Source organism: Niallia oryzisoli (assembly GCF_036670025.1).
In the GTDB taxonomy this organism is placed as follows: domain Bacteria; phylum Bacillota; class Bacilli; order Bacillales; family Cytobacillaceae; genus Bacillus_BD; species Bacillus_BD oryzisoli.
Genome location: NZ_CP137640.1, coordinates 5,221,405 through 5,245,481 on the forward strand (window position 1 = coordinate 5,221,405; position 24,077 = coordinate 5,245,481).

Below are 24,077 nucleotides of genomic sequence, written 5' to 3' on the forward strand. Positions count from 1 at the left end.
TTATCCTCTATAGTAAAAAATAGGAGGAGATCAGGTATGAAGACATTCGAGTTAAAATCCGGCACAAAAGTGATGGTTGATGAGAATAGAATCATCATCGAAAGAACCGGTGGAAAAAGTGCAATGAAGGGATTATTAACTGGAAGAACGATGGGACAGATGTCGATCAAAACATCAGCATTAACAGGATTAATTTTCTTTGCTGATTACTTAGTCATTTGTGCATCCGGCCTTCCTACACCGAATGATTTTAAATTATCCAGCATCGCAGAAGTGAAACAATATCCTAATTGCATTGTTGGGAAAGAGCAGGAATTAGTTGAAATATATCAATACTTAACAGGATTTTTAAAATAAAAATTTTATCTAAAGAGGAACCTATACCGAGTATAATGAAATGAACGAAATCGGTATATAAAGGAGAAGTTTCGAACTGTGAAAATAGGACCGCGCGTCATTAAAACAGGAATTGCTGTTACGCTGGCATTATACATATGTTCCGTATTAAAACTAGAATCAGCCGTTTTTGCCGGCATGGCGGCAATCTTTACACTCCAGCCGTCCATTTATCGGACATGGAAGCAGGTTGGGGATCAGGTGAAAACGAATATTCTGGGCGCCTTCTTTGCTATGCTTGGCTTATATTTACTTGGCAACGATCCGATTTCAATCGGCCTGGTCATGATCATTGTGATTGGCATGTCCGTTAAATTCAAAATGGCGGAAACCATCTCTCTTACACTTGTAACCGTTCTTGCAGTCATGAGTGCGCCTGGTGATGAAGACTGGATGTTTGCCTTACAGCGTTTTGCGCTGACCTTTATTGGAATGGCCTCAGCCTTAGTCGTAAATATTTTCATCTCACCGCCAAATTATAAGAAAATGTATATCGAAAAAGTTAACAGTGTGTTTCAAAATATGTCGATCTTGATGCGGACAGCCATCTCGGATGAAATGACCGAGAAATCGTTCCATGAGCAAATGCGGCAGCTGGAAAAGGATATTTTAAAATTAGAGGAGCAGTATCGCTTGTTTGATGAAGAACGTGAAAAAATGGCCAAACTCAATCAGCTGGACCTACGTGAAATTGTCGTCTTTAGACAAATGTTTAAATCGCTGCAGCAGGGATTTATCGTGCTGGAGGATATTGACTCTTTCTATTTTAAAAGCAAGCCGACTGAGGAGGATAACCGGTTATTTGATCAGCAATTAGAACTGCTAATCAAATACCATGAGCTCTTTTTGCTAAAATACGACGGAATCATTAAGATGGATGATCCAAGACAGGATGAGGACAGGCTGAAGGATACAACGATTTTTTTAGAAAAAGTAATAGCCGCTTATCAGGACCATCATAAAATCCAGCTTACGATTATTGGTACGTCCATTTATAATTATGCTTACCAAATTGACCGTCTCGATCAACTGGTGGAGCAGTTTATGGCTTATAAGGAGAGAGCCACGGAAACGCGTGAACTCAACAAATCGTAATGGCTGGCTCTCTTGTTCCAAGAAATTTAATAACATTATTCGAAAAGCCCTGAAGTAATGAAACACTTCGGGGTTTATCATTATATCACCACAAAGCGCTGTCTCAAGTGTCCTTTTCCTTCTATCACAAACTGGGAGGCGGTGCCTGTCCCTCCGACCCATTCAAATATTCAAAAATAGATACATCATGAATCATTTTCTTTCATATTATAAAAATACGACTTAAAACTCTATCAACATTTCGGCAACTCTATTTCAGCTTTAATATTTAGAACAAGTTATCTGACATTTCGTCGACATGCTATAATAATACTAGGGGTGGAAAAAAATGGAGTGGTTTGGCAACAGCAGTAAGTCATTCGATTTTGATATGTTTTCCCGAAGTCATCTAATTGTAGTAGCTATTTTTCTCATTATTACAGTCGCTATTTTCCTAAATCGAAAGAAAATGAAGTCTGGAATCTGGAGAAAAATTGAAATCAGTGCGGCCCTCTCGTTGATATTATTTGAAATCACCTATCACGTATGGATGTACGTGAATCATGACTGGAAATTTAGCCGTTCCCTTCCGTTAGAACTTTGCAACATCAGCCTCATCTTATGTGTTATTTTACTCCTAACGAAGAAAAAATTAGTCTTTGAAATTTTATTCTTTACAGCTTTATTAGGTGCTTCACAAGCGATCTTAACACCTGCCCTATCATACGATTTTCCTCACTTTCGATTTTTTCATTTCTTCTATGCGCACATCATGGTCGTTTGGGTAACCTTATATTTTACTTGGGTAAAAGGATATCATCCAACCTTTCGTTCTGTTATCAAATTAATTGTCTTTATCAATCTTCTACTCCCTGTCATTTTAGCCATAAATAAGTGGACAAACGGGAACTACTGGTTTTTACGTCATAAACCTAAAGGTCCAAGTCTTTTTGACGCGCTCGGCCCCTACCCTTGGTATATTTTATCTTTGGAGGGACTGTTGGTTGTCTTGAGCCTGATTGCATGGCTTATTTTTCGGAAGTGGGAAAAAGAGCATCATAAGGATCATTCGCGATCTCCGGTGGCGTGAGTTTGGTTGGTAAATATTAAAAAGCTATGTAGATAGTAATTGTCTACATAGCTTTTTAATATTATTTGTCTGCTATTCCACAAAATACGACATAACTCGGGTTGTCACAGTGACGTTACCCTAGTCTTCAGATTTTAGATACAAAAGCACCACAAACGCCCCTATCTTAAGCATATTTCATCATTTTTTTATAGCTATTATGGTAAAATTATCTTACCTTGCACTATTTTCAAATTAAAAACATACTTATCCATATTACCCATTACCTATTCATGGACTAACTACTAAAGTATCATGTGATTGAAGCTTCTAAAGTAAGTTCAAATGTTTTTCAATTTGAAAGGATAAAAGAATTATAAGGGAGGAAACTGAGAAACGATACACTATTACTTATTTCTATAATTATTTTCATTGCTGCAGGGTCCAGTAATAATTCAGAAACGGCAGCTGGTGAAACAAAACCAAATGAATTAAAAGACACAGACAACGGTTGAAAAGGAGTAGTCAATTGGAAACAAATACAGAAAAAGAAAGCCGGACGATTTTAGTTGAAACAAAATCGAACGGAAGTGCTGTCACCGCATTAGTATTAGGAATTATTGGAGTAGTAGTAGGATTTATCCCATACATAGGCTGGTTTATGATCCCCGTTTGGTTATTAGCAATCATTTTTGGATTCATTGGGATGAGAAAAAAGTTCAGAAGAAAAATGGCTGTAACAGGATTGGCGTTAGGTATTTTAGGTGCCGTCTATAAAATTGGATTCTGGATCGTTGCTGCCGGCGGATTATTCGCAGCTATTGCCGGAAACGGCTCTGCGACAGAAACGGATAACACAGCAGCCGAGAGTACACCGATTGTTGAGACAGCAGGAACAGAGGAATCCGAACAAAAAGATGCTGAAAAAATAGAAGTTCCTTTCGTAGAAGGAGAAGATGTTGAGACTACCGAATCCATTTTAACAGAAAAAGGATTTACTATTGGGGAAATCATTGAGATGGACCATAAGGAGATTCCCAAAGGTGAAGTCATTGAAACAAAGCCTGCATACGGTGAATTGGCTACAAGCGAAACACCAATTGATATCTATGTAAGCGGCGGGACAGCAGAAGAGCTAACATTAGAGAATATGGAAACAAGAGAAGTCAAGGATGTTATTGACGGCAGAAAAGACCAAATCTTTGTCTTTGTCTACTTTAATGCAGAATCCCAACTCCAACAAATTGATGAGGGTGAAGAAAACCTATTAGTCAACTTGAATAGTAACTTAGCTAAATTCAACGAAAACGATATTGAAGTAATTGGAATCATTGATGAATCGACCGAGTTTACCGTGAAGGAAAAACTAATGGCACAAGGCTTTGATATCCCGTTCTACTTAAACACAGATGAAGCCTACAACCAAATCCACGATTTCTTCTTCACACCTGACATTAACGTGCAAAATGGAGCCGGAGAAATCATTACCGAAAATCTAAGCGGAGAGTCCTTCTTCTTTGATGAAATTACGGTTGATGATGTAGTGAACGAAATATTGGATAAAGCTAGGTAAAAGAGGAAGGGGGCAATGCAGCCCCCTTTTTTTATTTATAAAATTTCTCTGCAGCTTTTGCTTTCACCCCAAACGGAAGCAGCAGAACCTCCCCTTTGCTTCATAAAAACAGCATGTTTCATTATTCTCCCTATTTGAAAAAATGAACAAGAACCCCCATTTTAAACGAATGGTATTTCTTATTATAGTTAAATCTAATCTCTGAAGGAGTGATCGCATGTTAGTGAGATTATTAATGAATCTTTTTGCTTCAGGAATCGTGTTGAAAAGAAATCTGGATTGGCACAGAAAATTTATCGCCATTTCTATACCTATATTTATAATTGCCATGCTTTTACAATCGGAATATATGGTTCGCCGAATCAAGAAAAATACCTCGTCCCAGCAGCATTTGCTTGAATCGTAAAATCGGAGTTAAACCGTCTCTCATTCCTTAGAGAACCTAGGCCCTATTGCTGTGTTAAGTAGAGCCCATAGTCTGTTAAAAGATGGTGATAACAATGTATTGTCAATCAAATGATGAGCTAAACACTCTCGTGAATGAAGCAAGGAAAGTTACAAAAGACGGAAAGGTTGCCGATTATATTCCTGCCCTCGGCAAAGCGGATCCGAATAATTTATCCGTTGCCATTCATTATCCTGATAGTAACTGTATCTCTGCCGGTGATATCGAAAGGAAGTTTACACTTCAAAGTATTTCAAAGGTAATCAGCTTGGCATTCGTACTAATGGACAGAGGCTGTGAATATGTGTTTCAACATGTCGGAATGGAGCCGACAGGTGACCCCTATAATTCAATTGCAAAGCTGGAAACAATGGACGTTGCCAAACCATTAAATCCAATGATCAATGCAGGAGCATTAGCTGTAACCCATATGATTAAAGGAAGCAATGTGGTGGAAAGGTTTCAACGTCTAATCAGCTTTATTCAGTCAATGGCTGATAATCCTGACATTGGGTACAGCAAGGAAGTGGCTCAATCAGAATTCGAATCAGCAGATTTAAACCGTGCTTTAAGTTATTTTTTAAAACAGCATGGGATTATCGATGAGGACGTAGAGAAGCTGATGGATTTATATACGAAGCAATGTGCCATCGAAATGAATTGTCTGGATTTAGCAAGGATTGGTCTGGTGTTTGCCATGGACGGTACTGATCCTATAAACGGGAACCACATAATTCCTAAGGAAATTGCACGGATTTGTAAAACCTTTATGGTCACTTGCGGGATGTATAATGCTTCTGGTGAATTTGCGATTAAGATAGGGATTCCTGCTAAAAGCGGGGTTTCCGGAGGGATTATGGGAGCTGTGCCGGGTAAGTTTGGGATTGGTGTGTTTGGTCCGGCTTTGGATGATCGAGGGAATAGTATTGCGGGGATAAGGTTGTTGGAGCTGTTGTCTAATAAGTATAATCTGAGTATGTTTTGAAAATTTCAGGGTAGTGAAAAGGTTACTAAAAGCTCCTTTATCAGCAGTCCTTTTCACTACCTTACTTCAACTAAATATCCTCTATTAGAGTCCTATCCAGCTTAAAATGAATTCATATAATCAAACCATTCGCCAGTATTCTTGTTTACTGCGTACCATCCGCGAGTTACGTTATGGCTTGATACATCATCCTTCACTACATCATAAACATGAATAACATAATAATCCCCATCATCATAATCATATACTACACTTGCTGAATGAGGGACTTGCAGTGCCTGTCGAATGATTTGTTCTGCCTGTTCCGGAGTAACTCCTTGTGGTGTCTGTTCAACTCCTGAATAAAAGTATTTTACCGGATAACTGTCAAAGTCTGCCTTCCAATCAGCGATAGACTCTGGAAGCTTATTTTTATAGGCAGGATTGGTTGTATAATAATGGACAGTATCACCGTCTTTGATTACGGCGCCATAAAGGTTTCCATCATCTCCAATAATGACGATTCCTTCCATGATCGTATACAGTCCTCTAACTGCACCAGTGATTACTTTACCGTTCACTTCGGAATCATAAAGTTCCTCGCCATTAATCAATTGCATACTATTTACAAAGTCCTGATAATCAGCACCAGTCATTTGACGAAATTCCTCATCTAAGGATTGAGATTCAAGGACTCTAGGATATAGCGATGGTTGAGTATCAGCTGGATTACCTGTGAAGTCCCCGTCAAAATAGGTTCCCATTCCTCCATACTGGTAACAATCCATTGTTTGTTCTACCTGGATTGATTCCCCGTTATGAGTGAAGATCAATTTACAACTTGAATCTGTATCATTGTATTGTGCTGTCGTGCCCTGAATTTGGGCATTTCCTTCAATCCAACCGACATTGGCACCACTTGTTACATTTAAGGAGAAATGCAATGAGGATGAATTGCTATTTGTTATTGTTAAAAGTCCAGGATTAGCAAAATCCTCTCTTTTCCATTCTCCATCCCAATTTACTGGATCTGGAATAACCGGCGGGCTTACCTTAAAGCGATCATCAAGTGCCCTTGCTAAAAATGCTGAAAACTGAGCTCTGGTCATATCAAGATTAGGCTTGAATGTTCCATCTGTATAACCATTCGTGATACCTGCCTCTACAATTTTATAAATAGATTGATAGGCACTTGAAGTAGAAGACACATCATAAAAACGGATATCCGATGTTTCACTTAGTTTGAATGCCCGATCGATTAAAATAGCCATTTGCCCCCGTGTTAACGTGGCATTTGGGCGAAATGTACCATCTGGGAAGCCATTAATAATTCCCCACTCAACTGCAGATGTTATGTATCCGGATGCAAAATTAGCAGAATTCACATCTGTAAAAATTGTTGCTCTTTGCTTACCATCTAGCCCAAGTGCACGCCCAATCATCGTTGCAGCTGCAGCACGAGTTACTTTATCTTCTGGACCAAAACGGCCATCCTTATAACCTGTAATCACATTCGAGTTGGATAAATAGTCAATTTCATCGAAAAAAAGATGATTAGCAGGTACGTCCTTAAATGACGCAGCACTTGCTGATGGGACGAATAACACAAGTGTTAATAAAACACCAAAAAACAGAGATACATATTTTTTCACCAAAATTTCTTTCCTCTCCCTTACTAATAACATACTATTTTTATAGAAATACAGGAACATTATACCATATTACAAAATGTTTAAAAAACTTTAGTACTATCGATATAGTAATTTATGGCTTTAGTTTGAAACAAGCCCTTTATCGCCTCATTTTTACTAATTTCCCTAAGCAGGATACCGCTTCGGCGGAAGACCTTATACTGAAAAAGGCGAGAATAGTCTCATTAAGCTGACTATCCTCGCCACATTATGTTTGATCTACTTATTAGATTGATAGTGTTATACCCAACTTTGGAAGCAGAAGAACCGTCCCTCTGCTTCTATTGTTTAATTCTTCTTCAATTGTCATCCATATATATTTGATGACCGACGAAGGGTTATAAATCTACACTTCTTGCACCCAAAACGATTTTATTTTACTTGCAGAAGGATCTGATACAAAAACCATATAGAACTCCGAATTTTGAACGACTAAATGGTATTCATCATCATAAATTTCCTCGTTTAATTGCCAATTTCCAGATTCAGAGTATGTACTTATCACATCGCTAACATTCTCATAAAATGAAGAGGCTTTCCCTTCCTGAACACTGACTAGATGAACTTGATTTGTCGTTCTAGAAACCGTATAAACCGCATCACTATAATATAACATCATTTCACTCATTGTTGTTTTTACCGAATCTGGTTCGCCAAATTCTTGTTTTAACTGCTCTGGTGTATAGCCTAGATGTAAGGTTTCTCCAATATTATTCATCAAATCTGTGCTAATAATCGTTTCGCCTTGTACTGTGTTTCCGTTTTCTGAATCGGATACAGTGGTATTAGTGTCGTTGTTACTTTCACTTGTTGATTGCTCATCACTATCTTTTTTTAATTGCTCTTGTTTTTCTGTACCGGCTTCAGTTTTACCAGTTTCATAAGATTTATCAGATGATGCTTCATTTTCTTCTGTTCCTGAATTCACAGCCTCTTCCTTACTAGCAGTTGTTGTGCCTTCCTTTTGTTCACTGCTGCACGCTGTTATCAGGGCTACCGCCATGATTAAAGATAAAAACAAACCAAATTTTCTTATCATTAAACACTTTCTCCCCTTTTCCCTATTTTTTAATATTTGGTAAAGCTGTTTAATATGTTGAAAAAAATAAAAAAGCCCTGCTAAGATTAACTCTCCACAGAGCTACTTTTATTAATTATATGAATTACAAAATTAAGAGAACATCGTAACAAGTCCCCTTATTACCTATCTCCTTAAATTCTTAAACACTATTTTGTTATTAAATCAGTACTTACTAGCGTATTATGAATCATCTTAGCTGCTTCTGCTCTTGTAATCTGATTTTTTGGTTTTAGACTATTGTCAGCAAATCCATCAACAACACCATTTTTTACTGTTATCGCTACTGATTGAGTTGCCCAATCCCCGATCGATTGGTAATCTGTAAATTTCCCAACAACATTAGCCGCAGTTTTTTCATCCATAGTGACCTTGAGCTCAGTCAGCTTCATAGCCTGTGCAATAATGGCCATAGCTTGTTCTCTTGTAATTGAATCATTAGGTCGGAAAGTACCTTCTTGATAGCCTTTAATCAGCCCATACTTATAGGAGGTTAAAACAGGTTCATAGTACCATTTTGTTTCTGGAACATCAGTGAAGGATTGATCAGTTTCTTCGTATTTTAAACCCAACGCTCTGTTGATAATGGCGGCAAATTCCGCTCTCGTAATGCTCCTATTTGGTTCAAAGTGATTTTCATCCACACCATTAATGATCAACTTTGATGCCATACTATTGATATAATCCTTAGACCAATGATTTTCTACATCTTGAAATCCTATTTCATTATGAATGACTGTGTAAAAGCTATTTGTTCTGCTATTAATAACTACGAAATATTCTCCGTTCTTTTCAATAATCTTTGTTGGTACATGACTCATGGTTCCATCTGGAGAAATGACCACTGCAGTAGTGACCTTGCTGGCATCTACATCCTTTGACAGCTTAATCATTCTCTCAACATATCCGTTAAAATCCTTTACTTCGAACGACTGATTATTAACTTTCGCCTGTATTGTAAAAGAAATCGGTTTTACTAGTAAGGTTACTTCATGTTCTGTGGCAACCTGTTCAAGTACCTGGATATCACTTTCTGATGGTTCGGTTATTTTTACATTCATTTGAATTTTGTTTGGATCAGTTCCAGCTCCAAATTGATCAAGAATGTTATCGATATCTAGCTTACTGACAGGAAGGCTATAGGTAGCTCGATTTGTTTCAATTTGTAAGGTATTATCATTCGCTTTCATACTATTCAGCATCCCTAAACTTAGCTGCGTATTTAGCTCTTCAACATCCTCAGTCATTTTTACAGTTAAAACTTGTTCTTTTTCTAAACCAAGATCTTTTGATTCAAGGAAGGATACGTTCGCTTTTCCGTTTTGATTATCAACGCTGACTAGGTCCTCTGCGATACCGTCAACTATCGTATCTTGATTATTTCCAGGTGCTGGCTGAACTGCTCCGCCACCAGTTCCACCAGTGGTTGGTGGATTTTGAACAGGTTCTTCAACTGTTACATTAAAATCTATTTTCTTCACTTCCCCGGCTCCCCAATAAAGTTCCTCTTTTGCTTTTACTTGATTTAAAGCAATTGAACCCTGTTTACCGGTTAAGTAAAACTCGACATTTTTTCCGGAAAAACCGTCTCCGGTTATTAAAAGCTTGGATTTTGTTCCAGCTCCGCCGTATTTGCCCGGCTCACTGATCAGTATATTTCCCACAACTTTTCCATCAACCTTTGCTGTTACTTCAATGCCTGCAGCGGCTGGTTGCTGATTGATAGTAACATCCCCATAGGCTAACGCGGGAAATGAAGGGATTGACCCTTCAGCTGCAGCTGTTTGAAGCGGAAGGCAAAATAGGAATAGTCCAATCAGGAAAATAATAAATCTATTTTTCATTAATAATTCCGTTCCTTTCTTAGTTGAGGTTGCTAGAAAATGACAGAGAGGGATAGCTCCCATCTCTGCCGTTTTACCATTTCAATTGTTATTCAACGATTGTTGTATATACTTCATCTGTATCTTTTAAATAAACCCAATAACCGTCATAGGAATTCATTGAATAATTATAGTTCCACTCTGTAAGATCTAATACATTTGTTAGCCACCAACCGTTAGAAGGTCGCTGTTTATTGTTATTGTACAAATTAGGTGCATAAATTCTTGTTAAACCTTTGCCATTTTCATAGCGTAAATCACTCAATACATCTTTTAGATTACTATCAGTGCCAACGCCAATTAAATTCCATCCAGACGTCAGTGTCTTTGTGGCAAATGACTCTTGAGGTGACACTTCAGTTTTCCAATTAAAGTAAATTGTTGTTTCCTTATTTACTTTGATAAATACGGCACTTGCCGGATTTTGAAGCTCTTTTACAACATCTTCCTGTTCATTCAGCCAAGTATTGGTTTCTCCCTTCAATCCGAAAGATAACCATCCATCCACATCGTCCTCTGAAATAGAAAATTCATCGACTTGTTTTGGTGTTGAAATCAAGTTCCATCCCTTACCTAATACAAGACTCGCATCATATTCACCTTTTGTTTTAAATTCCGTTTTTACTTCAGTACTTTTCATGCCCTTTGTATTTTCAACTGCACCCTCCGGCATGATAAATGTGTAATATTGATTGTTTAAAAGTTTTTCTTTCGGTTTAATGATTAATCGATTGCCTTCAATTGTTTTCGTGATTGCAATTGACTGGTTAAGCTGATTTTTAAGTTGGATATCTTTATATAGTGATCCTTCCTTAATCTTTTCATTAAACTCAATTTCAATAGCAGATGCAGTAGATACATCATTTTGTCCTGTAGAAGGGGTTACATTGGTATCTGAAAATGCCTCATCAACTAATACCCATGCTTTTCCTTCAGTAAATTGCATTTTACTGTCGTCTTCTAGATAAAATTCCATCGACTCCTCTGAAGAAGTCTTTTTCCAATACCCTTTCCAAACCTTACCGTCTCGATAGTAATGAGCAGGACCGCTTCCGATCATGTCAACATCAATCAGCCATTCACTGCTATAGTATTGTGTATGAGGTACAAAGATTTGGATTACATTATTAACCTGAATCGATGAATCCTCTTCTGTTACAACCTTCTTGTTATTTTCATATTTTGTATATCGCTTTGCTTCAGCATCCCAGTTAAAAGCAGTTTCATAAGCACGGCCTTTAAAAGTCGTAACAACTTTATTCGCATCTGTGCCGCCTGTAATGGATCCTACTGGAAGCAGGTTGGTCGATAACGCACCCGTATCACCGTCACGATCTTGGATAGCATCTGTTAACCGCTTTGAATCTGTATATAAATTATGCGGAGCAACTCTATCTTTTGAACGATAGAAGTATTCACCTGAGCCATAAATCTCATCTATATTCATGATTGGAAGATTTGGAATCAGGGATAATGATTCACCACTGCCGCCAGCATGTGCAAAAGCCCCGCGATATCCAGCCGCAATATCAGTTAAACTCTTCCTAGCTGAACGAACTGGACCAATCTTATCAATATCCTTTGACGCATCGAATAAAGCTAAATACCTTGTAATACCAGGAGCCACAGCTAATTCATAAATCAATTCAGCATCACTAATCCCAGCCTGCGGACGGGCACCCTCTTGATTATCAATGACTACACTGTACACCTCTAATGGTTTTATAGAAGGGTCTGGTGTATTTTGAGGCAAGTAAGTCACCTTGAATCCATGGTCAAGTAATGTCTGAATGTCTTTAGCATTCTGAGATTCTTTTGATAGATCGAGATAGTTGTAGCTTAGATCGAATTCCAAAGGATTTGTTGTGTTTTGATAGTTTACATTTTGTGCGAAAGTGCTAATATCTGTGAGTTTATTCCATCTTACATCTAAATAAGATAGATTTGGTATGGTTGCAATAGGACCGATATCTCTTATGTTGTTATCGTATAATCTAAGCCAAGAGAGGTTATTTAATCCTGTTAAAGAGCTAATATCTGAAAGCCCAGTATCACTTAAATTTAGCTGAGATAGATTGATCAAATTACTTATTTGGCTAAGATCCTTAATAGAATTCCCACCTATATTGAGATCCTGAAGATTAACAAAATTCTCTAATCCTTCTAAGTTTGAGATATCTGAATATGGATAGGACAAAGTTTCAACTGGCAGGACGTCACTTCTTTTGATGTCTCCAGCAAGCCTTCCTACCTGATTTCTTATTAGGGTTTCAAGATTCTTATCTTCAATAGTGACTACCTCATCTGGATAAACAGTGACTTCAATGCTATCCTGATGACCGCCATCTTCAGTTGTAACAGTTATGGTAGCTGTTCCTTCAGAAACGGCTTTAACTGTTCCATTATTGTCAACTTTAGCAACTGCATCATTGCTGCTAGTCCATATAATTTTCGAATTGACATAAGCATTTTGTGGTAATAATGTTGCAGAGAGTTGTTTCTCTGCGAATTTATCTTTTACCAGGCCTAGTGTTGATATTTTTCCGTAATTCGAATTTATTTGGACACCAGTTGCTCTTGTTTTTTGTGACTCATAATAAACGTCTACACCTTTGGCTTTTATATTTTGGATAATATTTAAAGTCTCGGACCCTTCCTTAATGTTTAAATAATTCCCATTTAAATTTATCCACTTTGGTAATCCGCCATTGTTTAATAAAGTTTCTAATGGAGAAATATCTTCAATTTGGTTGTTTGTTAATTCAAGTGAATATAAATTAACAAGATTCTCTATCCCTTGTATATTTGAAATGTTCCTGTTGTACCCTTGTAAATCTCTAATTTCCGCTAAATCGCTTTTTTGAAGCTCTCCTGTTGCTTTATTAATTCTCTCCCTAATTAAAGCTTCTAAATTAGGATCGGGAAAATTCACTACTCCATCCGAAAAAACTTTTACCTTAATCGAGTCTTTATATCCGCCATCATCAGTTGTTACAGTTATAATAGACTCTCCTTCTGATACAGCAGTCACTAAGCCATCCTCATTAATTGTAGCAACTGCTTTATTACTACTTGTCCAGCTCACATTTCTATTTGTAGCATTATAAGGTTTAGGCTCCGCGTGTAAAGAGTATGTTTGATTTAATGATAATGTTAAGTTTTCTGGATATAGTTCTATACCACTTACCTTAACCAATTCTCTTTGTGGTATATAGCTTACATTTACACCATTATCCAATAAAGTCTGAATATCCAGAACGTTTTGTGTCCCTTGTGAAAGTTTCAACAAGTTGTTGCTTAAGTTAACTTTGGAATTACCCAACCCTCCATTATTACTGTTTTTTACTAACGCAGAAATATCTTCAATTAAGTTGTTTCCTAATTCTAAGTATTTAAGATTGATAAGGGATTCTAAAGAACCAATATCAGTTAATGAATTTTTCTGTAGATATAGGTTTTCTAATTTCAATAACGCACCTAATGAATCTATATCCTCAATCCTATTTCCACCAAGATCTAAGTAATATAAATTTACCAGATTGCTAAGAGGTTCAATATTTTTGATATTATTATATCCGAGATCTAAGTGTTCTAAATTTGTTAAATTTCTTAAGGGTTCAATATCACTTATATTATTACCACCTAAATATAATGATTTTAAATTTGTTAGAAATTGCAGCCCCTTTAGTGAGGAAATATTTTTGTACCCTGCATCTAAACTAGTAATGGATTCTACATCACTTCTCAAAAGATCCCCACTAATTTTACGCAGCTGTTCTCTAATAACCATTTCTAAGTCATAATCTTCAAAAACGATCTTTTCATCTTTTGTTTCACTATCAGATACTACGTGATTTATACTTTCATCACTCTTATTAGTTTCTTCCTTAACAGTTTGTTCAGTATCCACTTCATTAGCGAACGCAAATGCCTGATTCGTAAAAAGGGATGTTATTAAAACAATAACTAAAAATAAAGCAAACCTTTTCCGCATTAAAATTCCTCCATACCTGTTGTAAATAAATTTGATTTCTTTCGTTTTTTTATGACTCCTCTCCTAAGACAAATTAAATAGTTTCAAAGCTTCATAATAATAGAATTATAGTCTTATATTACCATATCATTAAAGAAATACGGTTCTTTAGCCTAAAAAAACAAAATTTTGTACACAAAAAGACACAACTAACCATTCTAGATAGCCGTTTTCTCATAATGCCTGTGGCAGGCCTAAAGCTATAATTAATAATAATAATTACCGTTTCAAATGACAATTAGTGGGTCGATGCATGTGTCCCTAGTCCCTTTTTAGTTTCATTTTCATATCTTATACATAAGTTTATTAAAGTAGGTGGTTCTGATTGGGACTTCGGGTTATTTAGATTTCTTGTCAAAGTTTGGTATTGGTGGTGCTCATCCTGGCGGAATTACTCTGACAAAGAAGATATTCGAGCCGGAGAAAATCAACAGCACTACTCATATTTTAGATGTTGGGTGTGGTACGGGACAAACAGCAGCATTCCTGTCATCCCAATATGGTGCAAAAGTGACGGGGCTGGATGTCAATCCGATCATGATAGAAAAAGCCAAAGAAAGAATGACGAAGCACCGGTTACCGGTGAAAATTATTCAAGCCTCGATTGAGCAATGTCCGTTACAGGAAAGTTCATTTGATTTTATACTGTCTGAATCTGTTCTTCTATTTGTTGATAAACCAAAGGCACTGAGGGAAGTATTTCGTTTATTAAAGATTGGGGGCAAGCTTATTGCAAATGAACTTACCTTAAGAAAACAGCTTCCAACTGCAAACCAAGAAGAGATTAAACAATTTTACGGTATCAATACCCTCCTTACTGAGAAGGATTGGGCGGAGTTATTTTTGCAATCTGGTTTTAAAAATCTCATGATTCGTAATGAAACAAATTCGATTAATCAAGTTCAGTCATTACCTGAAATTCAATTCTCAGACACAATTGAACCTGAACTTTACGGCGTATTTTATCAACATCTGATGATCATGGCAAAATATCAACAGACTTTTGACTATGGAATATTTTCATGTACGAAATAGAGCTTTCATAAGAAAGGCTTGCAGTGATCAATCAGCTGCAAGCCTTTTTCATATCCTTTTAAGTTAAATAAAGAATGGGAAAAATGGTCCAAACCTTCTGACTCCAAAGAACGGAAAGCCAAATAATCCAAACGGTCCAAAGAAAGGAAAAAACTGTCGACTTTCATCTTCTGAATGGATCGTCACATTCGTTTGAGTCACACTCGGCATAATTAGATATATCTTATCCTTGTCATAGCTGTGCAGAATCCCCTGATACACAGAGCCATCCTTTAATTCAATCTGAATAAACTGATATAAATGTTTTTTACACTTTTCATGATGATGATGATGATCGTGATGATGATGACCGTGGTGATGATCGTGATGATGATGGTGATCCCTTTCATCGTACATCATATTTGGCTGTGGCTGCATTGGATGCATTTCATTACCTCCTCTTTTCAATACAATTACAAAATATTCCTAGATTGTTGTTTGCGTTACACTGAAAAGATAAGAAATTGGTATTGAGACAGGCACGGAAAAGAGATCGGTAAAGTTATTTGATGATAAACGGTAAGAATATAAAGCTTTTTATGCCATGTAAAATGACTTATATAATAATGTAGTCCCTGCAGGTAATAATTTGCCAATATGTTATAATGAACATTATTTTATCTTATAGTAAAGAAGGCTCATTTATGCTTAGTATATTACTGGATTACAAATGGCAAATTTTGATAGTTTCTGAAACAACCGCTTGGATTGCAACGTTTTATATGCTCTATGCAAGATACTGGCTTAACTCCTCACTTCAATTCTATCTTACTGGGGCCGTTGCTATCGTCACAGGTTATTTTCCTCATATCATTATTGGCATATTGAATTATATCCATTTTCAAAAGTTAGATACTTTTACCCTAGTAATTATCCTTTTGTTTCTATTTGCCTTTACATTCGGAAAAAAAGTAGTTTTAAAGATGGATAAAGGCATACAAAATTGGGTAAATCATAAAAGGAAAATAGAAAAAATATAACTTTTTACTTATTTTTAATTTAAATCCCTTTAAAATGTTGTTAAGATAGAACTATATAACGAACAAAAGGGATGATCATGTGAAATTTGTAAAAGTTCAATCACACAAGGACCTAGAAAGTTATTGTAACATATGGCTGCCTGTGTGGATTGAAAGTGGTTATGAGTTAGAATCATACATAACAAAAGGAATTGAAAGATTTATTGTATACACTAATACTAGTGAAAAATTTGGTTGCTTCGAGTTAAATCCATATTATTTTGACTGTTCTCCAGTCAATGAAGCATTTCCGTTTCATCACTTCCCTATTCTAAAAAATAAAAGAGTAGTAGAGCTTGAAAAGTTGGTTATAGCAAAAACACAACAAGGATCAATTAAGAGATTGTTAGAGGTTTTTCAGTTTTTTACTGCTTATATCATTACAGAAAGACGATATGACTATATGATTGCTTTAATTAATCCAGAACTTTTTCATGTTTTAACTACGAGATTTAACTTGCCTCTTATTAAATTAGAAGGGAAAATGAATTCGGACAGGAACTATTTTCCTATCTTGTTAGAAGTAAAGGCATTAGAGGAAACTGTTTTTGGACAAAAGGCACTAAATAAATATGCACTGGCAGTCTAATTAAATGAATAAAGGGTAGGAAGGCAAAAGAGTATGCTCTTTTGCCTTCCTACCCTTTATTTAAATTTTATAATGTTACCTAAAGATTGGTTCTAACGTGTAATGTTCTAACCATTTAGTAAAAAATCTCTAACTTCTTCAATTGATAATCCTAGATCCTGAGCTTCCTTAATAAGTTCCAGCCATTCTTGATCAAGTACTTGCCCGTTTTCTAAAGAAACCACCTATATTGCCTCCTAAAATATGATCTATTTTAGGCAACTCAGCCATCATAGTATCACACCTTAGACCTGTAGCTTTGCGTCCCAATCTTTCGAGAGGTTTGCCCTTTTCTAATTAAAGCTTATATAATAAACACTATGCTAATATTGTTAACTATGTAAATAGTACCATGAATATCCAACACAAAATGATACAATAATTCCAAAAATTAAGACAAAACTCGACATAAAATGAAATAATAGAGGATTTAAATTGGGATGTTTCAAAGACCAGCACTCAGAACTCTTGTGGGAATAGCTATCTGGTGTAAGTAAATGCTGATAGAAAGTAGTCATTTCCTATCAGCTTTTTTTATGTAATAAAAGAAACTATCTCAAAAAAGACTAGGACAGTTCCACTACAACAGTTGTATGAATATTTAATACTGCTGATTACACCATTCTAAAGGAAGAAAGATTTAGTATATTAGTCCCGCTCTATTAATGTTTATTGTTAAATACCCTTAATAACACCTACCTAAAATACCAATTAATTAGTACTATTTTTCTATAATAGTATCAACTATAATAATATCATTGAATTTTTACTTCAAATGCAGAAGGGGAACAAACATGCGAACTGAAAAAAAGCAAAGTAAAAAGTGGCTGAAAACTATTGGTATTATACTAGCTTTAGTTGTTATTGGTGGAGGGGCTTATGCATTTTCGATTTATCAATCATTAACGAGTGCTGTTGACACGATGCACCAGCCAATTGATAGAGAAAAATCGAAAAAAAGAGCAGAAGAGCTCACTTTAACTAAAAAGGAACCTTTTTCTATTCTAATGTTAGGAGTGGATGAGCGTTCTGGTGATAGAGGCCGTTCGGACACCATGATTGTGTTAACCGTTAATCCTGAAAATAATTCAGTGAAGATGCTTAGTATCCCACGTGATACAAGAACGGAAATTATCGGACATGGGACAACGGATAAAATGAATCATGCCTATGCATTTGGCGGAGTTGAAATGTCTATCGATACGGTTGAAAATTTCTTAGATATTCCAATTGATTACTATATGCAAATTAATATGGAAGGTTTCAAGGACATCGTTGATGCTGTTGGCGGGGTAACTGTAAATAATGATTTAGACTTTACGTATGAAGGTGTTCATTTTACAAAAGGACCGATCAATCTAAATGGTGAAAAAGCTCTTAAATATTCGAGGATGCGCTATGATGACCCTAGAGGAGATTTTGGCCGCCAATTAAGACAGCGTCAAATCATTCAAGCCGTGTTAGTTGAAGGCGCAAGTCTTTCTACATTAACCAATTATAATGATATATTTACTGCCCTTGGAAAAAATGTGAAAACCAATATGACCTTTGATGAAATGGTTGATATTCAAAAGCATTATAAAGATGCTGCAAAAAATGTAGAACAAATGACGATTACTGGATCTGGTACTAAGATAAACGATATATATTACCTTATCGTATCTGATACTGAACAACAGAGAGTACAAAGTGAATTAAAAACACAATTAGGATTATAATTAAATTAGAAGGCAAAAAACTGCACCCCGATTGTTAGATACAACTAACTATCGGAGGTGTAATTTTTTTATGGTAAAATTTTTTGTTCAAAAGATGAGGTATATGTAGGAGTACGGGATTGTATTATTACAAGAAAGGAAGAAATCGAGTAGATGACTAGCCACTAGTTGGCTAGTCGACCTCTCACACCACCGTACGTACGGTTCCGTATACGGCGGTTCAACCCATATAAATAGGCGCTGATTAGGCGCCTATTAAAAAAATTTTATTCATCGTAAATCTATTCTTCTTCTTCATCCATAATTTCTTCAAAAGCTGCGGAGACTTTATCGAATTCTTTGTCACTGTCTATCGCTGTGAAGTCACCATCCAAGTCTACTTTCAAAACAGTGGATGGTGTTTGACACCCTTTTATTGCAATGGAACGGAAACTTCTATTGGTTTTTTTGGATTTTCCATTGTTCCTGTTGGAAGTACTGTTTTTAAATAGATTTCCTCATCGAATGGTTGTGTAGGAGGGTATAGGACCTCTACGATTTCGATGGATTCTCCAGGTTGAAGGGTTAGCTCTCGAATAGCAAGAGAACAATTAGCTGCCGTGGACCATTTTCCTCCTACTTTGACTGGGCCATCCGCTGTTTCAGTAACTAGCGCTGCATCCAGTCCCGGATCGCATCCAGAACCGCTTATATATGGGATGGGTTGGCTGCTCTTATTGGTGGCTTTTACTTTTACATACACTTTCTCATCTGATGGATCTGCAATAATATCAAATTGTACGCCATCCTTCTCGACCGACTGTTTCACAGAAAAATCCGGTTTATTGGTATGGAATTTAATGGCAACAGGCTCTGCTAATGGCTTTCCTGTTTTTGAGGTAAGACCTTCTTTAATAAATAGAGTATAAGTTTCGTCAAAATCATATAGATTCCATAATGGAAGATTAACAACTTTTAAATTATCATAAACAAGCGGCTCAAGTATTTCTGGTTGACTATCACCCTCGCGAACTACATAAATATAATCGTAGAGATTCTTTAAGCCATATTCGTCAAGTTCATAGTTCAACCTCATTATCCATTCATGGTCAATGTCAACCTCTGTCACCTCGGCCTCTTGATCCCAGCCTGATACCGATTCAACCGCGAATCCCGGATTGCTTCTAAAAGACGGCTCTAATGCACGGGCCAAAAAGGCAGAAAAGTGACCGCGAACTACACTATAGTCTGGTTTATAGGTAGCATCGCTAAATCCATTTACAATTCCGTTTGCATATGCATTTAAGATTGATGGATAGGCAATCATATTTTCCGAGATATCTGTAAAAATGTTATCAGGATTGGCGTTCTTTAAGGTAAACGCTTTGTCCAAAAAAATGGCCATCTGTGCACGGGTAACAGGTTGATAAGGGCGATAGGTGTTATCCGGGAAACCAGAAATAATGCCCCTTTCAACTGCTTTTGCAATATAGCCAGAGCCAGTGACATTGGCGGTCACATCGCTGAAGCGAGTATCCTGCGGGTCGCCGTTTAACCCAAGAGCGCGTCCAATCATAATCGCTGCCTCTGCCCGTGTAACTGAGGCCTCTGGTTTGAAGCTTCCATCAGAATATCCTGTAATGATCTGTTTTGAGGTAAGAAACTCAATCTCGTCATAGAATGTGTATGCCTTTGAAACATCATAAAACCCTGCCGCAAGTCCTGCCGATGGTGCTAATAGAAACATTACTACTACAAACGCTGCCAAACGAATCAATTTCAGCAAAATATCCTCCTCCTGGAATTCAATTAGTGCACCCTTTTATACTATGCTCAAAACCAATTATACAATTAATTGTCTTAAACTATCATTCAATCCTTTGGAAATATCAACCAAATCCTCGTCTTTCCCTTTCAAATACTGACCGTATACTAATGTTGAACGATATTTATAGGAATTTTCGGCGGTGACTGTGACGTAATCCAGCATCCAACGTGATACAATTCTGCTGCCTTTTCCATTCTTCAAAGAGGCAACGTTCCTTGGTTGGTAGTATATTAGTAACAATGGCAAATGTTAAGAATATACTGTATCCATATGCAAGAAATTGGTTTATAAAACGAAAGGAAGGTCTTAACTATGCCATTAAAAAATAAAGGAGTTGTCTGTATTAATCATCCTAATTCTCTTATGCTAAGAAATGATGGATTTAATGCTATTACAAAATTGGAAAAGGAAGATACTGGCGGGATCCAATTTCTTCCCGAATCTGGAATCCCAGCTGTGGTTTATTTTTGTGAAAAATGTGGTTATCTTGAAATTTATGCTGCAGCTAAAACACCGTTTTGGGATGCAAAATAAGGAGTATAGTAATCATGGGGACAATTCCACTATGAAACATCTGAACCGTCCCGTCCGAGACTGCTGAAAAAGTCATCATTTTTAGTTTAAAAATTTAATTAATAAAAAGAGATTTTTTTTGAAATCCAATGTTTCTATCGAAGAACTTCAATAAAATGGCAGTAAACTGATTGCTGGTACCCTTTTTAGAGGTCTAGTACAGAAATAAAGAAGGTCCCGGCCATATAGCAGCCGGGATTTTTAAGTTTCCTGTTACTGCTTTTTTCATCATATTGCCCATCTCAAAAATAACTAAAACAACCACCCCCACCCAACTACAAAATCACCCGCTCATACCATTGCTGCTCACACTCCCTAACCTTCACCCCCCACAAACTCCGATAAAGCACACTATAAAAATACCCCTCAAACGAAGTACGCACTTTCCCTGCCCTATACAAAAAAACAACCTGCTTAAAGTCCTCAAGGACTACATCCATCACATCATCCAAATGTGCCTCCAACTTCACCTTCCTATAGGCCAACTCAATCCTACCCCAAAGCTTATAAATATCCCCTGCATTAAAAAATGGCCAAGCCGCTTTAACAAATTCCCTATTTACATACTCTGGCAAAAAGCTTGGATCGAACTGATGCCATTCATCGGATTTCAACTGAACACCTGATTGACACACTATACTTGGATTAGCCCCTAATGTCTGATCTTCTCTAAGCTTTTCCCTTGCACTATGCTGCTGCTCTTCCCCCTGCTTTAAATCAAACGTTTGTTTAGATCCCCTACAAAGCTCCCGTTCCACCGTTTCTCCACAACCTGCAGCTGAACCACAAACCTCCTCAACATCCATATTACCAACTAACTCTTCAACCTCCGTCTCCCTTACGACAATACGGTTTTGTTTTTTAATCACACGGAGTGAACACTGTTTATTCTCAGCTTTATTAGGAGTGACAGGACGAGTGACAACTTGGAGTGACACCTGGTCCAATAATGAATCAATTGTCTCAAAAGACTGAATCACAAACAGATTCACACCCTGCTTCCCATTCATCCTTGCTGTCGGGATTTTCTTAATAAAACCAAGCTCCTCTAACGTATTCACCGCACGAATAACAGTCCTCCGGCTCAACCCAACAGCTTCTGCCATCGTGTCATACTTAGCAAACGACACCCCAACCACCTTCACCGAATAGGTCCAAAGAAAATGCAAGACCTTTACCGCTCCATCCGATAGAGAGGACTTGAATTTATATAAAAACCCGCGAACTGCCTTGTCCATTTCTTCGACCGTAACAAAAGATTGATAGTGTTTGATTGTTTCATAATTCAGCTTCTCCATGTGTCCATTCCTCCTGGAATTCATGCTGCTCTCTTTTGAAAAAGGAAGCCCCCCTGGGAGTACACTTTCCCCTTTCAAACTCCAATGTATAAAATTCGAGTCGGCTTGTACACTTTACAAAAAACGCAAATTCACCTTCAAAATGATCAAATTCAGGGTGAATTCATATAAATTTCAGGGTGAATTCATATCAATTCACCCCGAATCTGCACTTTTTATTAGAAATCACAAAAGACGTTCAAAATTAATGACACTGCTGTCCGTGGGGATTTAGGGCTCGATTGTCCCGACTCTGTCTAACCCAAGAGCCACGTCCTTACCATTTGCCCTTTCCCTCCAGTCGTGCTCTATCAAAAAAGCCGCAGAGGTACTTCCATCTCCACTGAGCTTTTTTATAGATTGAAAGTCCACAAAGACTCAGTGACCAGACCTACGCCTCGCCATCAAACACACCCAAAAAAGGAAGCATGAGAACCCGCATCTCGTTTTTTGCCTTAGACCAACATTTGACGTTCAAGAACGGTGGTGAGTTTCTGGGTCTTAGTATGTAATTATCTTTAAAAGGAGATATTTCTTTTGGAGATTGATTATCCGTCGATTAGAATGGGACTTGTTTTTGAGGATGTAAGAAGAAGGAATCACATGAATCAGGAAGAGCTGGCTCATAGAAGTGGCCTTAATCGTACAACCATTAGTGATATAGAAAGAGACGTAAACCGGCCTACCCTCGATTCTTTTATCAAATTAGCTTTTGCTTATCAAATGAAACCATCTGAGCTGTTCCAGGAAATAGAGAAAAAAACAAATTTACTAGATTATCAGAACAAAATAGAAGAAGAATACTAGATGCTACATACGGTGATCAAAAGAATAACTCATTTCTATTTCATTTGGTCACCCTTTTCTTTTTATAATTGTGAAAACGTTAACATTAAGTGACCCATCACCAATCAATAGGAGGTGAACAACAACATATATCTCATGTCTCCCCCGTTCGATAGATCTATTACAATCCTTACATAAAATAAAAACTGGAGGAACATCATGATCGAGAGCTACCTCATTAATCTTCACACATCTGCACTTATTTCTCACTTTTCTAATGGATACGAATATACATTAGTCATTGAGGGGATGGAGTCTTTTATTGTCCGCCAATCCCCTGATGACATTGTGAAGGCCACTTTCCTTCATCTTGGATCTAATCTGGAGGGAGCGATCGAATCCGCTCGATTAATTTTGAAAGGGAAATATAAAGTTCCAATTGGATTATCAACTCAACATAATATATTCCTCATCCGCTGCCGTTCCAGTAGTTACTCCGGAATTGTTTGGATGATCAGTTCTCATATTCACGACATAGAACCAGATCCTTATAACCTATCCAAAACTATCATTCATACGTTTGACCATTATTCTCTAACCGTTGACATGAAAGTAGATGTTCTTCAAACCAGACGAAACCAAGCTCTTTTCTTACATTCAGTCCTGTTAGAACGTTCGAAAATGACCAAAACTATGACCTTCTTATATGATAGAACCAAAGGAATCCAATTAGTAAAAGAACCCGGCCAAGTGAACTATACGACAAAATCAAAAGAAGAAAAAGTGAAGGAATAAGGGGGAATTTTTAGTGGTATTATCACGAATCCATCACACAGTCATCGTTTTCGTTATGGTAACAGCTTGCATCTTATAATGGCACTATCTACTATTGATACAAATTAGTGAAGTTTCATATATGGAAAATAGAT

The 24,077-nt window shown here is 36.9% G+C and carries 22 protein-coding genes, 1 pseudogene and 1 riboswitch; of the genes and pseudogenes, 13 read left to right on the forward strand and 10 right to left on the reverse strand.

The window, feature by feature from the left end; translation table 11 throughout:
• The first annotated feature begins 36 nt into the window (after positions 1 to 36).
• The 6 genes from R4Z09_RS26020 (at position 37) to glsA (ending at position 5,542) form a co-directional block, all read left to right on the forward strand.
• On the forward strand, positions 37 to 357 hold the full coding sequence (locus R4Z09_RS26020) for a hypothetical protein (protein WP_338449592.1): 321 nt from the start codon (positions 37 to 39) through the stop codon (positions 355 to 357).
• A gap of 78 nt (positions 358 to 435) precedes the next feature.
• A complete protein-coding gene (locus R4Z09_RS26025; RefSeq protein WP_338449593.1) occupies positions 436 to 1,491 on the forward strand; it encodes an FUSC family protein in 1,056 nt (351 codons plus the stop codon).
• A gap of 328 nt (positions 1,492 to 1,819) precedes the next feature.
• Entirely contained in the window at positions 1,820 to 2,560 is a 741-nt protein-coding gene (locus R4Z09_RS26030) for a TIGR02206 family membrane protein (protein ID WP_338449594.1), read from the forward strand.
• Positions 2,561 to 3,068: 508 nt separating this feature from the next.
• On the forward strand, positions 3,069 to 4,112 hold the full coding sequence (locus R4Z09_RS26035; protein ID WP_338449595.1) for a PASTA domain-containing protein: 1,044 nt from the start codon (positions 3,069 to 3,071) through the stop codon (positions 4,110 to 4,112).
• Between the two features lie 217 nt (positions 4,113 to 4,329).
• Positions 4,330 to 4,518 (forward strand): hypothetical protein, encoded by a 189-nt coding sequence (locus tag R4Z09_RS26040; protein WP_338449596.1) that lies wholly within the window; start codon positions 4,330 to 4,332, stop codon positions 4,516 to 4,518.
• 94 nt (positions 4,519 to 4,612) lie between these two features.
• Positions 4,613 to 5,542: a glutaminase A gene (gene glsA / locus R4Z09_RS26045; protein ID WP_338449597.1), complete on the forward strand. Its 930-nt coding sequence runs from the start codon at positions 4,613 to 4,615 to the stop codon at positions 5,540 to 5,542.
• Between the two features lie 101 nt (positions 5,543 to 5,643).
• Here the strand turns inward: glsA and R4Z09_RS26050 are convergent, their stop codons facing one another.
• The 4 genes from R4Z09_RS26050 to R4Z09_RS26065 form a co-directional block, all read right to left on the reverse strand.
• Positions 5,644 to 7,173, reverse strand: coding sequence for an S-layer homology domain-containing protein (locus R4Z09_RS26050; protein ID WP_338453362.1), 1,530 nt, complete (start codon positions 7,171 to 7,173; stop codon positions 5,644 to 5,646).
• Positions 7,174 to 7,558: 385 nt separating this feature from the next.
• Positions 7,559 to 8,251, reverse strand: coding sequence for a hypothetical protein (locus R4Z09_RS26055; protein WP_338449598.1), 693 nt, complete (start codon positions 8,249 to 8,251; stop codon positions 7,559 to 7,561).
• A gap of 188 nt (positions 8,252 to 8,439) precedes the next feature.
• Positions 8,440 to 10,134 carry an S-layer homology domain-containing protein gene (locus tag R4Z09_RS26060; protein ID WP_338449599.1) on the reverse strand — a complete coding sequence of 565 codons (1,695 nt, stop codon included), beginning with the start codon at positions 10,132 to 10,134 and terminating at the stop codon, positions 8,440 to 8,442.
• Positions 10,135 to 10,222: 88 nt separating this feature from the next.
• Positions 10,223 to 14,167 carry a leucine-rich repeat domain-containing protein gene (locus tag R4Z09_RS26065; protein ID WP_338449600.1) on the reverse strand — a complete coding sequence of 1,315 codons (3,945 nt, stop codon included), beginning with the start codon at positions 14,165 to 14,167 and terminating at the stop codon, positions 10,223 to 10,225.
• A gap of 390 nt (positions 14,168 to 14,557) precedes the next feature.
• On the opposite strand from R4Z09_RS26065, the gene R4Z09_RS26070 reads away from it, so the two are divergent.
• Entirely contained in the window at positions 14,558 to 15,241 is a 684-nt protein-coding gene (locus R4Z09_RS26070; protein WP_338449601.1) for a class I SAM-dependent methyltransferase, read from the forward strand.
• 63 nt (positions 15,242 to 15,304) lie between these two features.
• Here R4Z09_RS26070 and R4Z09_RS26075 read toward each other — a convergent pair whose 3' ends face one another.
• Positions 15,305 to 15,667 carry a hypothetical protein gene (locus tag R4Z09_RS26075; protein WP_338449602.1) on the reverse strand — a complete coding sequence of 121 codons (363 nt, stop codon included), beginning with the start codon at positions 15,665 to 15,667 and terminating at the stop codon, positions 15,305 to 15,307.
• A gap of 257 nt (positions 15,668 to 15,924) precedes the next feature.
• Between R4Z09_RS26075 and R4Z09_RS26080 the strand changes: the two genes are divergently transcribed.
• Together R4Z09_RS26080 and R4Z09_RS26085 are read left to right on the forward strand one after the other, a co-directional pair.
• Complete coding sequence (locus tag R4Z09_RS26080) at positions 15,925 to 16,260, forward strand: hypothetical protein (protein ID WP_338449603.1); 336 nt, start codon at positions 15,925 to 15,927, stop codon at positions 16,258 to 16,260.
• A 79-nt stretch (positions 16,261 to 16,339) separates the two neighbouring features.
• Positions 16,340 to 16,888: a hypothetical protein gene (locus R4Z09_RS26085; RefSeq protein ID WP_338449604.1), complete on the forward strand. Its 549-nt coding sequence runs from the start codon at positions 16,340 to 16,342 to the stop codon at positions 16,886 to 16,888.
• A 107-nt stretch (positions 16,889 to 16,995) separates the two neighbouring features.
• On the opposite strand, the gene R4Z09_RS26090 is transcribed toward R4Z09_RS26085, so the two are convergent.
• Positions 16,996 to 17,112 carry an anti-repressor SinI family protein gene (locus R4Z09_RS26090; protein ID WP_338449605.1) on the reverse strand — a complete coding sequence of 39 codons (117 nt, stop codon included), beginning with the start codon at positions 17,110 to 17,112 and terminating at the stop codon, positions 16,996 to 16,998.
• A gap of 29 nt (positions 17,113 to 17,141) precedes the next feature.
• Positions 17,142 to 17,225, reverse strand: a riboswitch (cyclic di-GMP riboswitch).
• A 496-nt stretch (positions 17,226 to 17,721) separates the two neighbouring features.
• Between R4Z09_RS26090 and R4Z09_RS26095 the strand changes: the two genes are divergently transcribed.
• Positions 17,722 to 18,645 (forward strand): LytR family transcriptional regulator, encoded by a 924-nt coding sequence (locus R4Z09_RS26095; protein ID WP_338449606.1) that lies wholly within the window; start codon positions 17,722 to 17,724, stop codon positions 18,643 to 18,645.
• Between the two features lie 281 nt (positions 18,646 to 18,926).
• Here the strand turns inward: R4Z09_RS26095 and R4Z09_RS26100 are convergent.
• The 3 genes and pseudogenes from R4Z09_RS26100 to R4Z09_RS26110 all read right to left on the reverse strand — a co-directional run.
• Positions 18,927 to 19,031: pseudogene (locus R4Z09_RS26100) on the reverse strand (DUF1292 domain-containing protein); the annotation flags it as partial.
• A 26-nt stretch (positions 19,032 to 19,057) separates the two neighbouring features.
• On the reverse strand, positions 19,058 to 20,410 hold the full coding sequence (locus R4Z09_RS26105) for an S-layer homology domain-containing protein (protein WP_338449607.1): 1,353 nt from the start codon (positions 20,408 to 20,410) through the stop codon (positions 19,058 to 19,060).
• Between the two features lie 57 nt (positions 20,411 to 20,467).
• Positions 20,468 to 20,653, reverse strand: coding sequence for a hypothetical protein (locus R4Z09_RS26110; RefSeq protein ID WP_338449608.1), 186 nt, complete (start codon positions 20,651 to 20,653; stop codon positions 20,468 to 20,470).
• Between the two features lie 111 nt (positions 20,654 to 20,764).
• On the opposite strand from R4Z09_RS26110, the gene R4Z09_RS26115 reads away from it, so the two are divergent.
• Positions 20,765 to 20,986, forward strand: a complete 222-nt coding sequence (locus R4Z09_RS26115; RefSeq protein WP_338449609.1) for a hypothetical protein — start codon at positions 20,765 to 20,767, stop codon at positions 20,984 to 20,986.
• A gap of 314 nt (positions 20,987 to 21,300) precedes the next feature.
• Here R4Z09_RS26115 and R4Z09_RS26120 read toward each other — a convergent pair whose 3' ends face one another.
• The gene (locus R4Z09_RS26120; protein ID WP_338449610.1) at positions 21,301 to 22,323 is read right to left on the reverse strand and encodes a helix-turn-helix domain-containing protein; all 1,023 of its coding nucleotides are present in this window, start codon (positions 22,321 to 22,323) and stop codon (positions 21,301 to 21,303) included.
• A gap of 576 nt (positions 22,324 to 22,899) precedes the next feature.
• Between R4Z09_RS26120 and R4Z09_RS26125 the strand changes: the two genes are divergently transcribed.
• Both R4Z09_RS26125 and R4Z09_RS26130 read left to right on the forward strand, forming a co-directional pair.
• On the forward strand, positions 22,900 to 23,169 hold the full coding sequence (locus tag R4Z09_RS26125) for a helix-turn-helix transcriptional regulator (RefSeq protein ID WP_338449611.1): 270 nt from the start codon (positions 22,900 to 22,902) through the stop codon (positions 23,167 to 23,169).
• A gap of 198 nt (positions 23,170 to 23,367) precedes the next feature.
• Positions 23,368 to 23,943 (forward strand): competence protein ComK, encoded by a 576-nt coding sequence (locus R4Z09_RS26130; RefSeq protein WP_338449612.1) that lies wholly within the window; start codon positions 23,368 to 23,370, stop codon positions 23,941 to 23,943.
• The last annotated feature ends 134 nt before the right edge of the window (positions 23,944 to 24,077 follow it).

What these genes read in the sequence shown, in the direction of transcription:
- R4Z09_RS26020 (WP_338449592.1), top strand. Translation starts at nt 37, where the DNA reads ATGAAGACATTCGAGTTAAAATCCGGCACAAAAGTGATGGTTGATGAG.
- R4Z09_RS26030 (WP_338449594.1), top strand. Translation starts at nt 1,820, where the DNA reads ATGGAGTGGTTTGGCAACAGCAGTAAGTCATTCGATTTTGATATGTTT.
- R4Z09_RS26040 (WP_338449596.1), top strand. Translation starts at nt 4,330, where the DNA reads ATGTTAGTGAGATTATTAATGAATCTTTTTGCTTCAGGAATCGTGTTG.
- glsA (WP_338449597.1), top strand. Translation starts at nt 4,613, where the DNA reads ATGTATTGTCAATCAAATGATGAGCTAAACACTCTCGTGAATGAAGCA.
- R4Z09_RS26055 (WP_338449598.1), bottom strand. Translation starts at nt 8,251, where the DNA reads ATGATAAGAAAATTTGGTTTGTTTTTATCTTTAATCATGGCGGTAGCC.
- R4Z09_RS26060 (WP_338449599.1), bottom strand. Translation starts at nt 10,134, where the DNA reads ATGAAAAATAGATTTATTATTTTCCTGATTGGACTATTCCTATTTTGC.
- R4Z09_RS26065 (WP_338449600.1), bottom strand. Translation starts at nt 14,167, where the DNA reads ATGCGGAAAAGGTTTGCTTTATTTTTAGTTATTGTTTTAATAACATCC.
- R4Z09_RS26075 (WP_338449602.1), bottom strand. Translation starts at nt 15,667, where the DNA reads ATGCATCCAATGCAGCCACAGCCAAATATGATGTACGATGAAAGGGAT.
- R4Z09_RS26080 (WP_338449603.1), top strand. Translation starts at nt 15,925, where the DNA reads ATGCTTAGTATATTACTGGATTACAAATGGCAAATTTTGATAGTTTCT.
- R4Z09_RS26095 (WP_338449606.1), top strand. Translation starts at nt 17,722, where the DNA reads ATGCGAACTGAAAAAAAGCAAAGTAAAAAGTGGCTGAAAACTATTGGT.
- R4Z09_RS26115 (WP_338449609.1), top strand. Translation starts at nt 20,765, where the DNA reads ATGCCATTAAAAAATAAAGGAGTTGTCTGTATTAATCATCCTAATTCT.
- R4Z09_RS26120 (WP_338449610.1), bottom strand. Translation starts at nt 22,323, where the DNA reads ATGGAGAAGCTGAATTATGAAACAATCAAACACTATCAATCTTTTGTT.
- R4Z09_RS26130 (WP_338449612.1), top strand. Translation starts at nt 23,368, where the DNA reads ATGATCGAGAGCTACCTCATTAATCTTCACACATCTGCACTTATTTCT.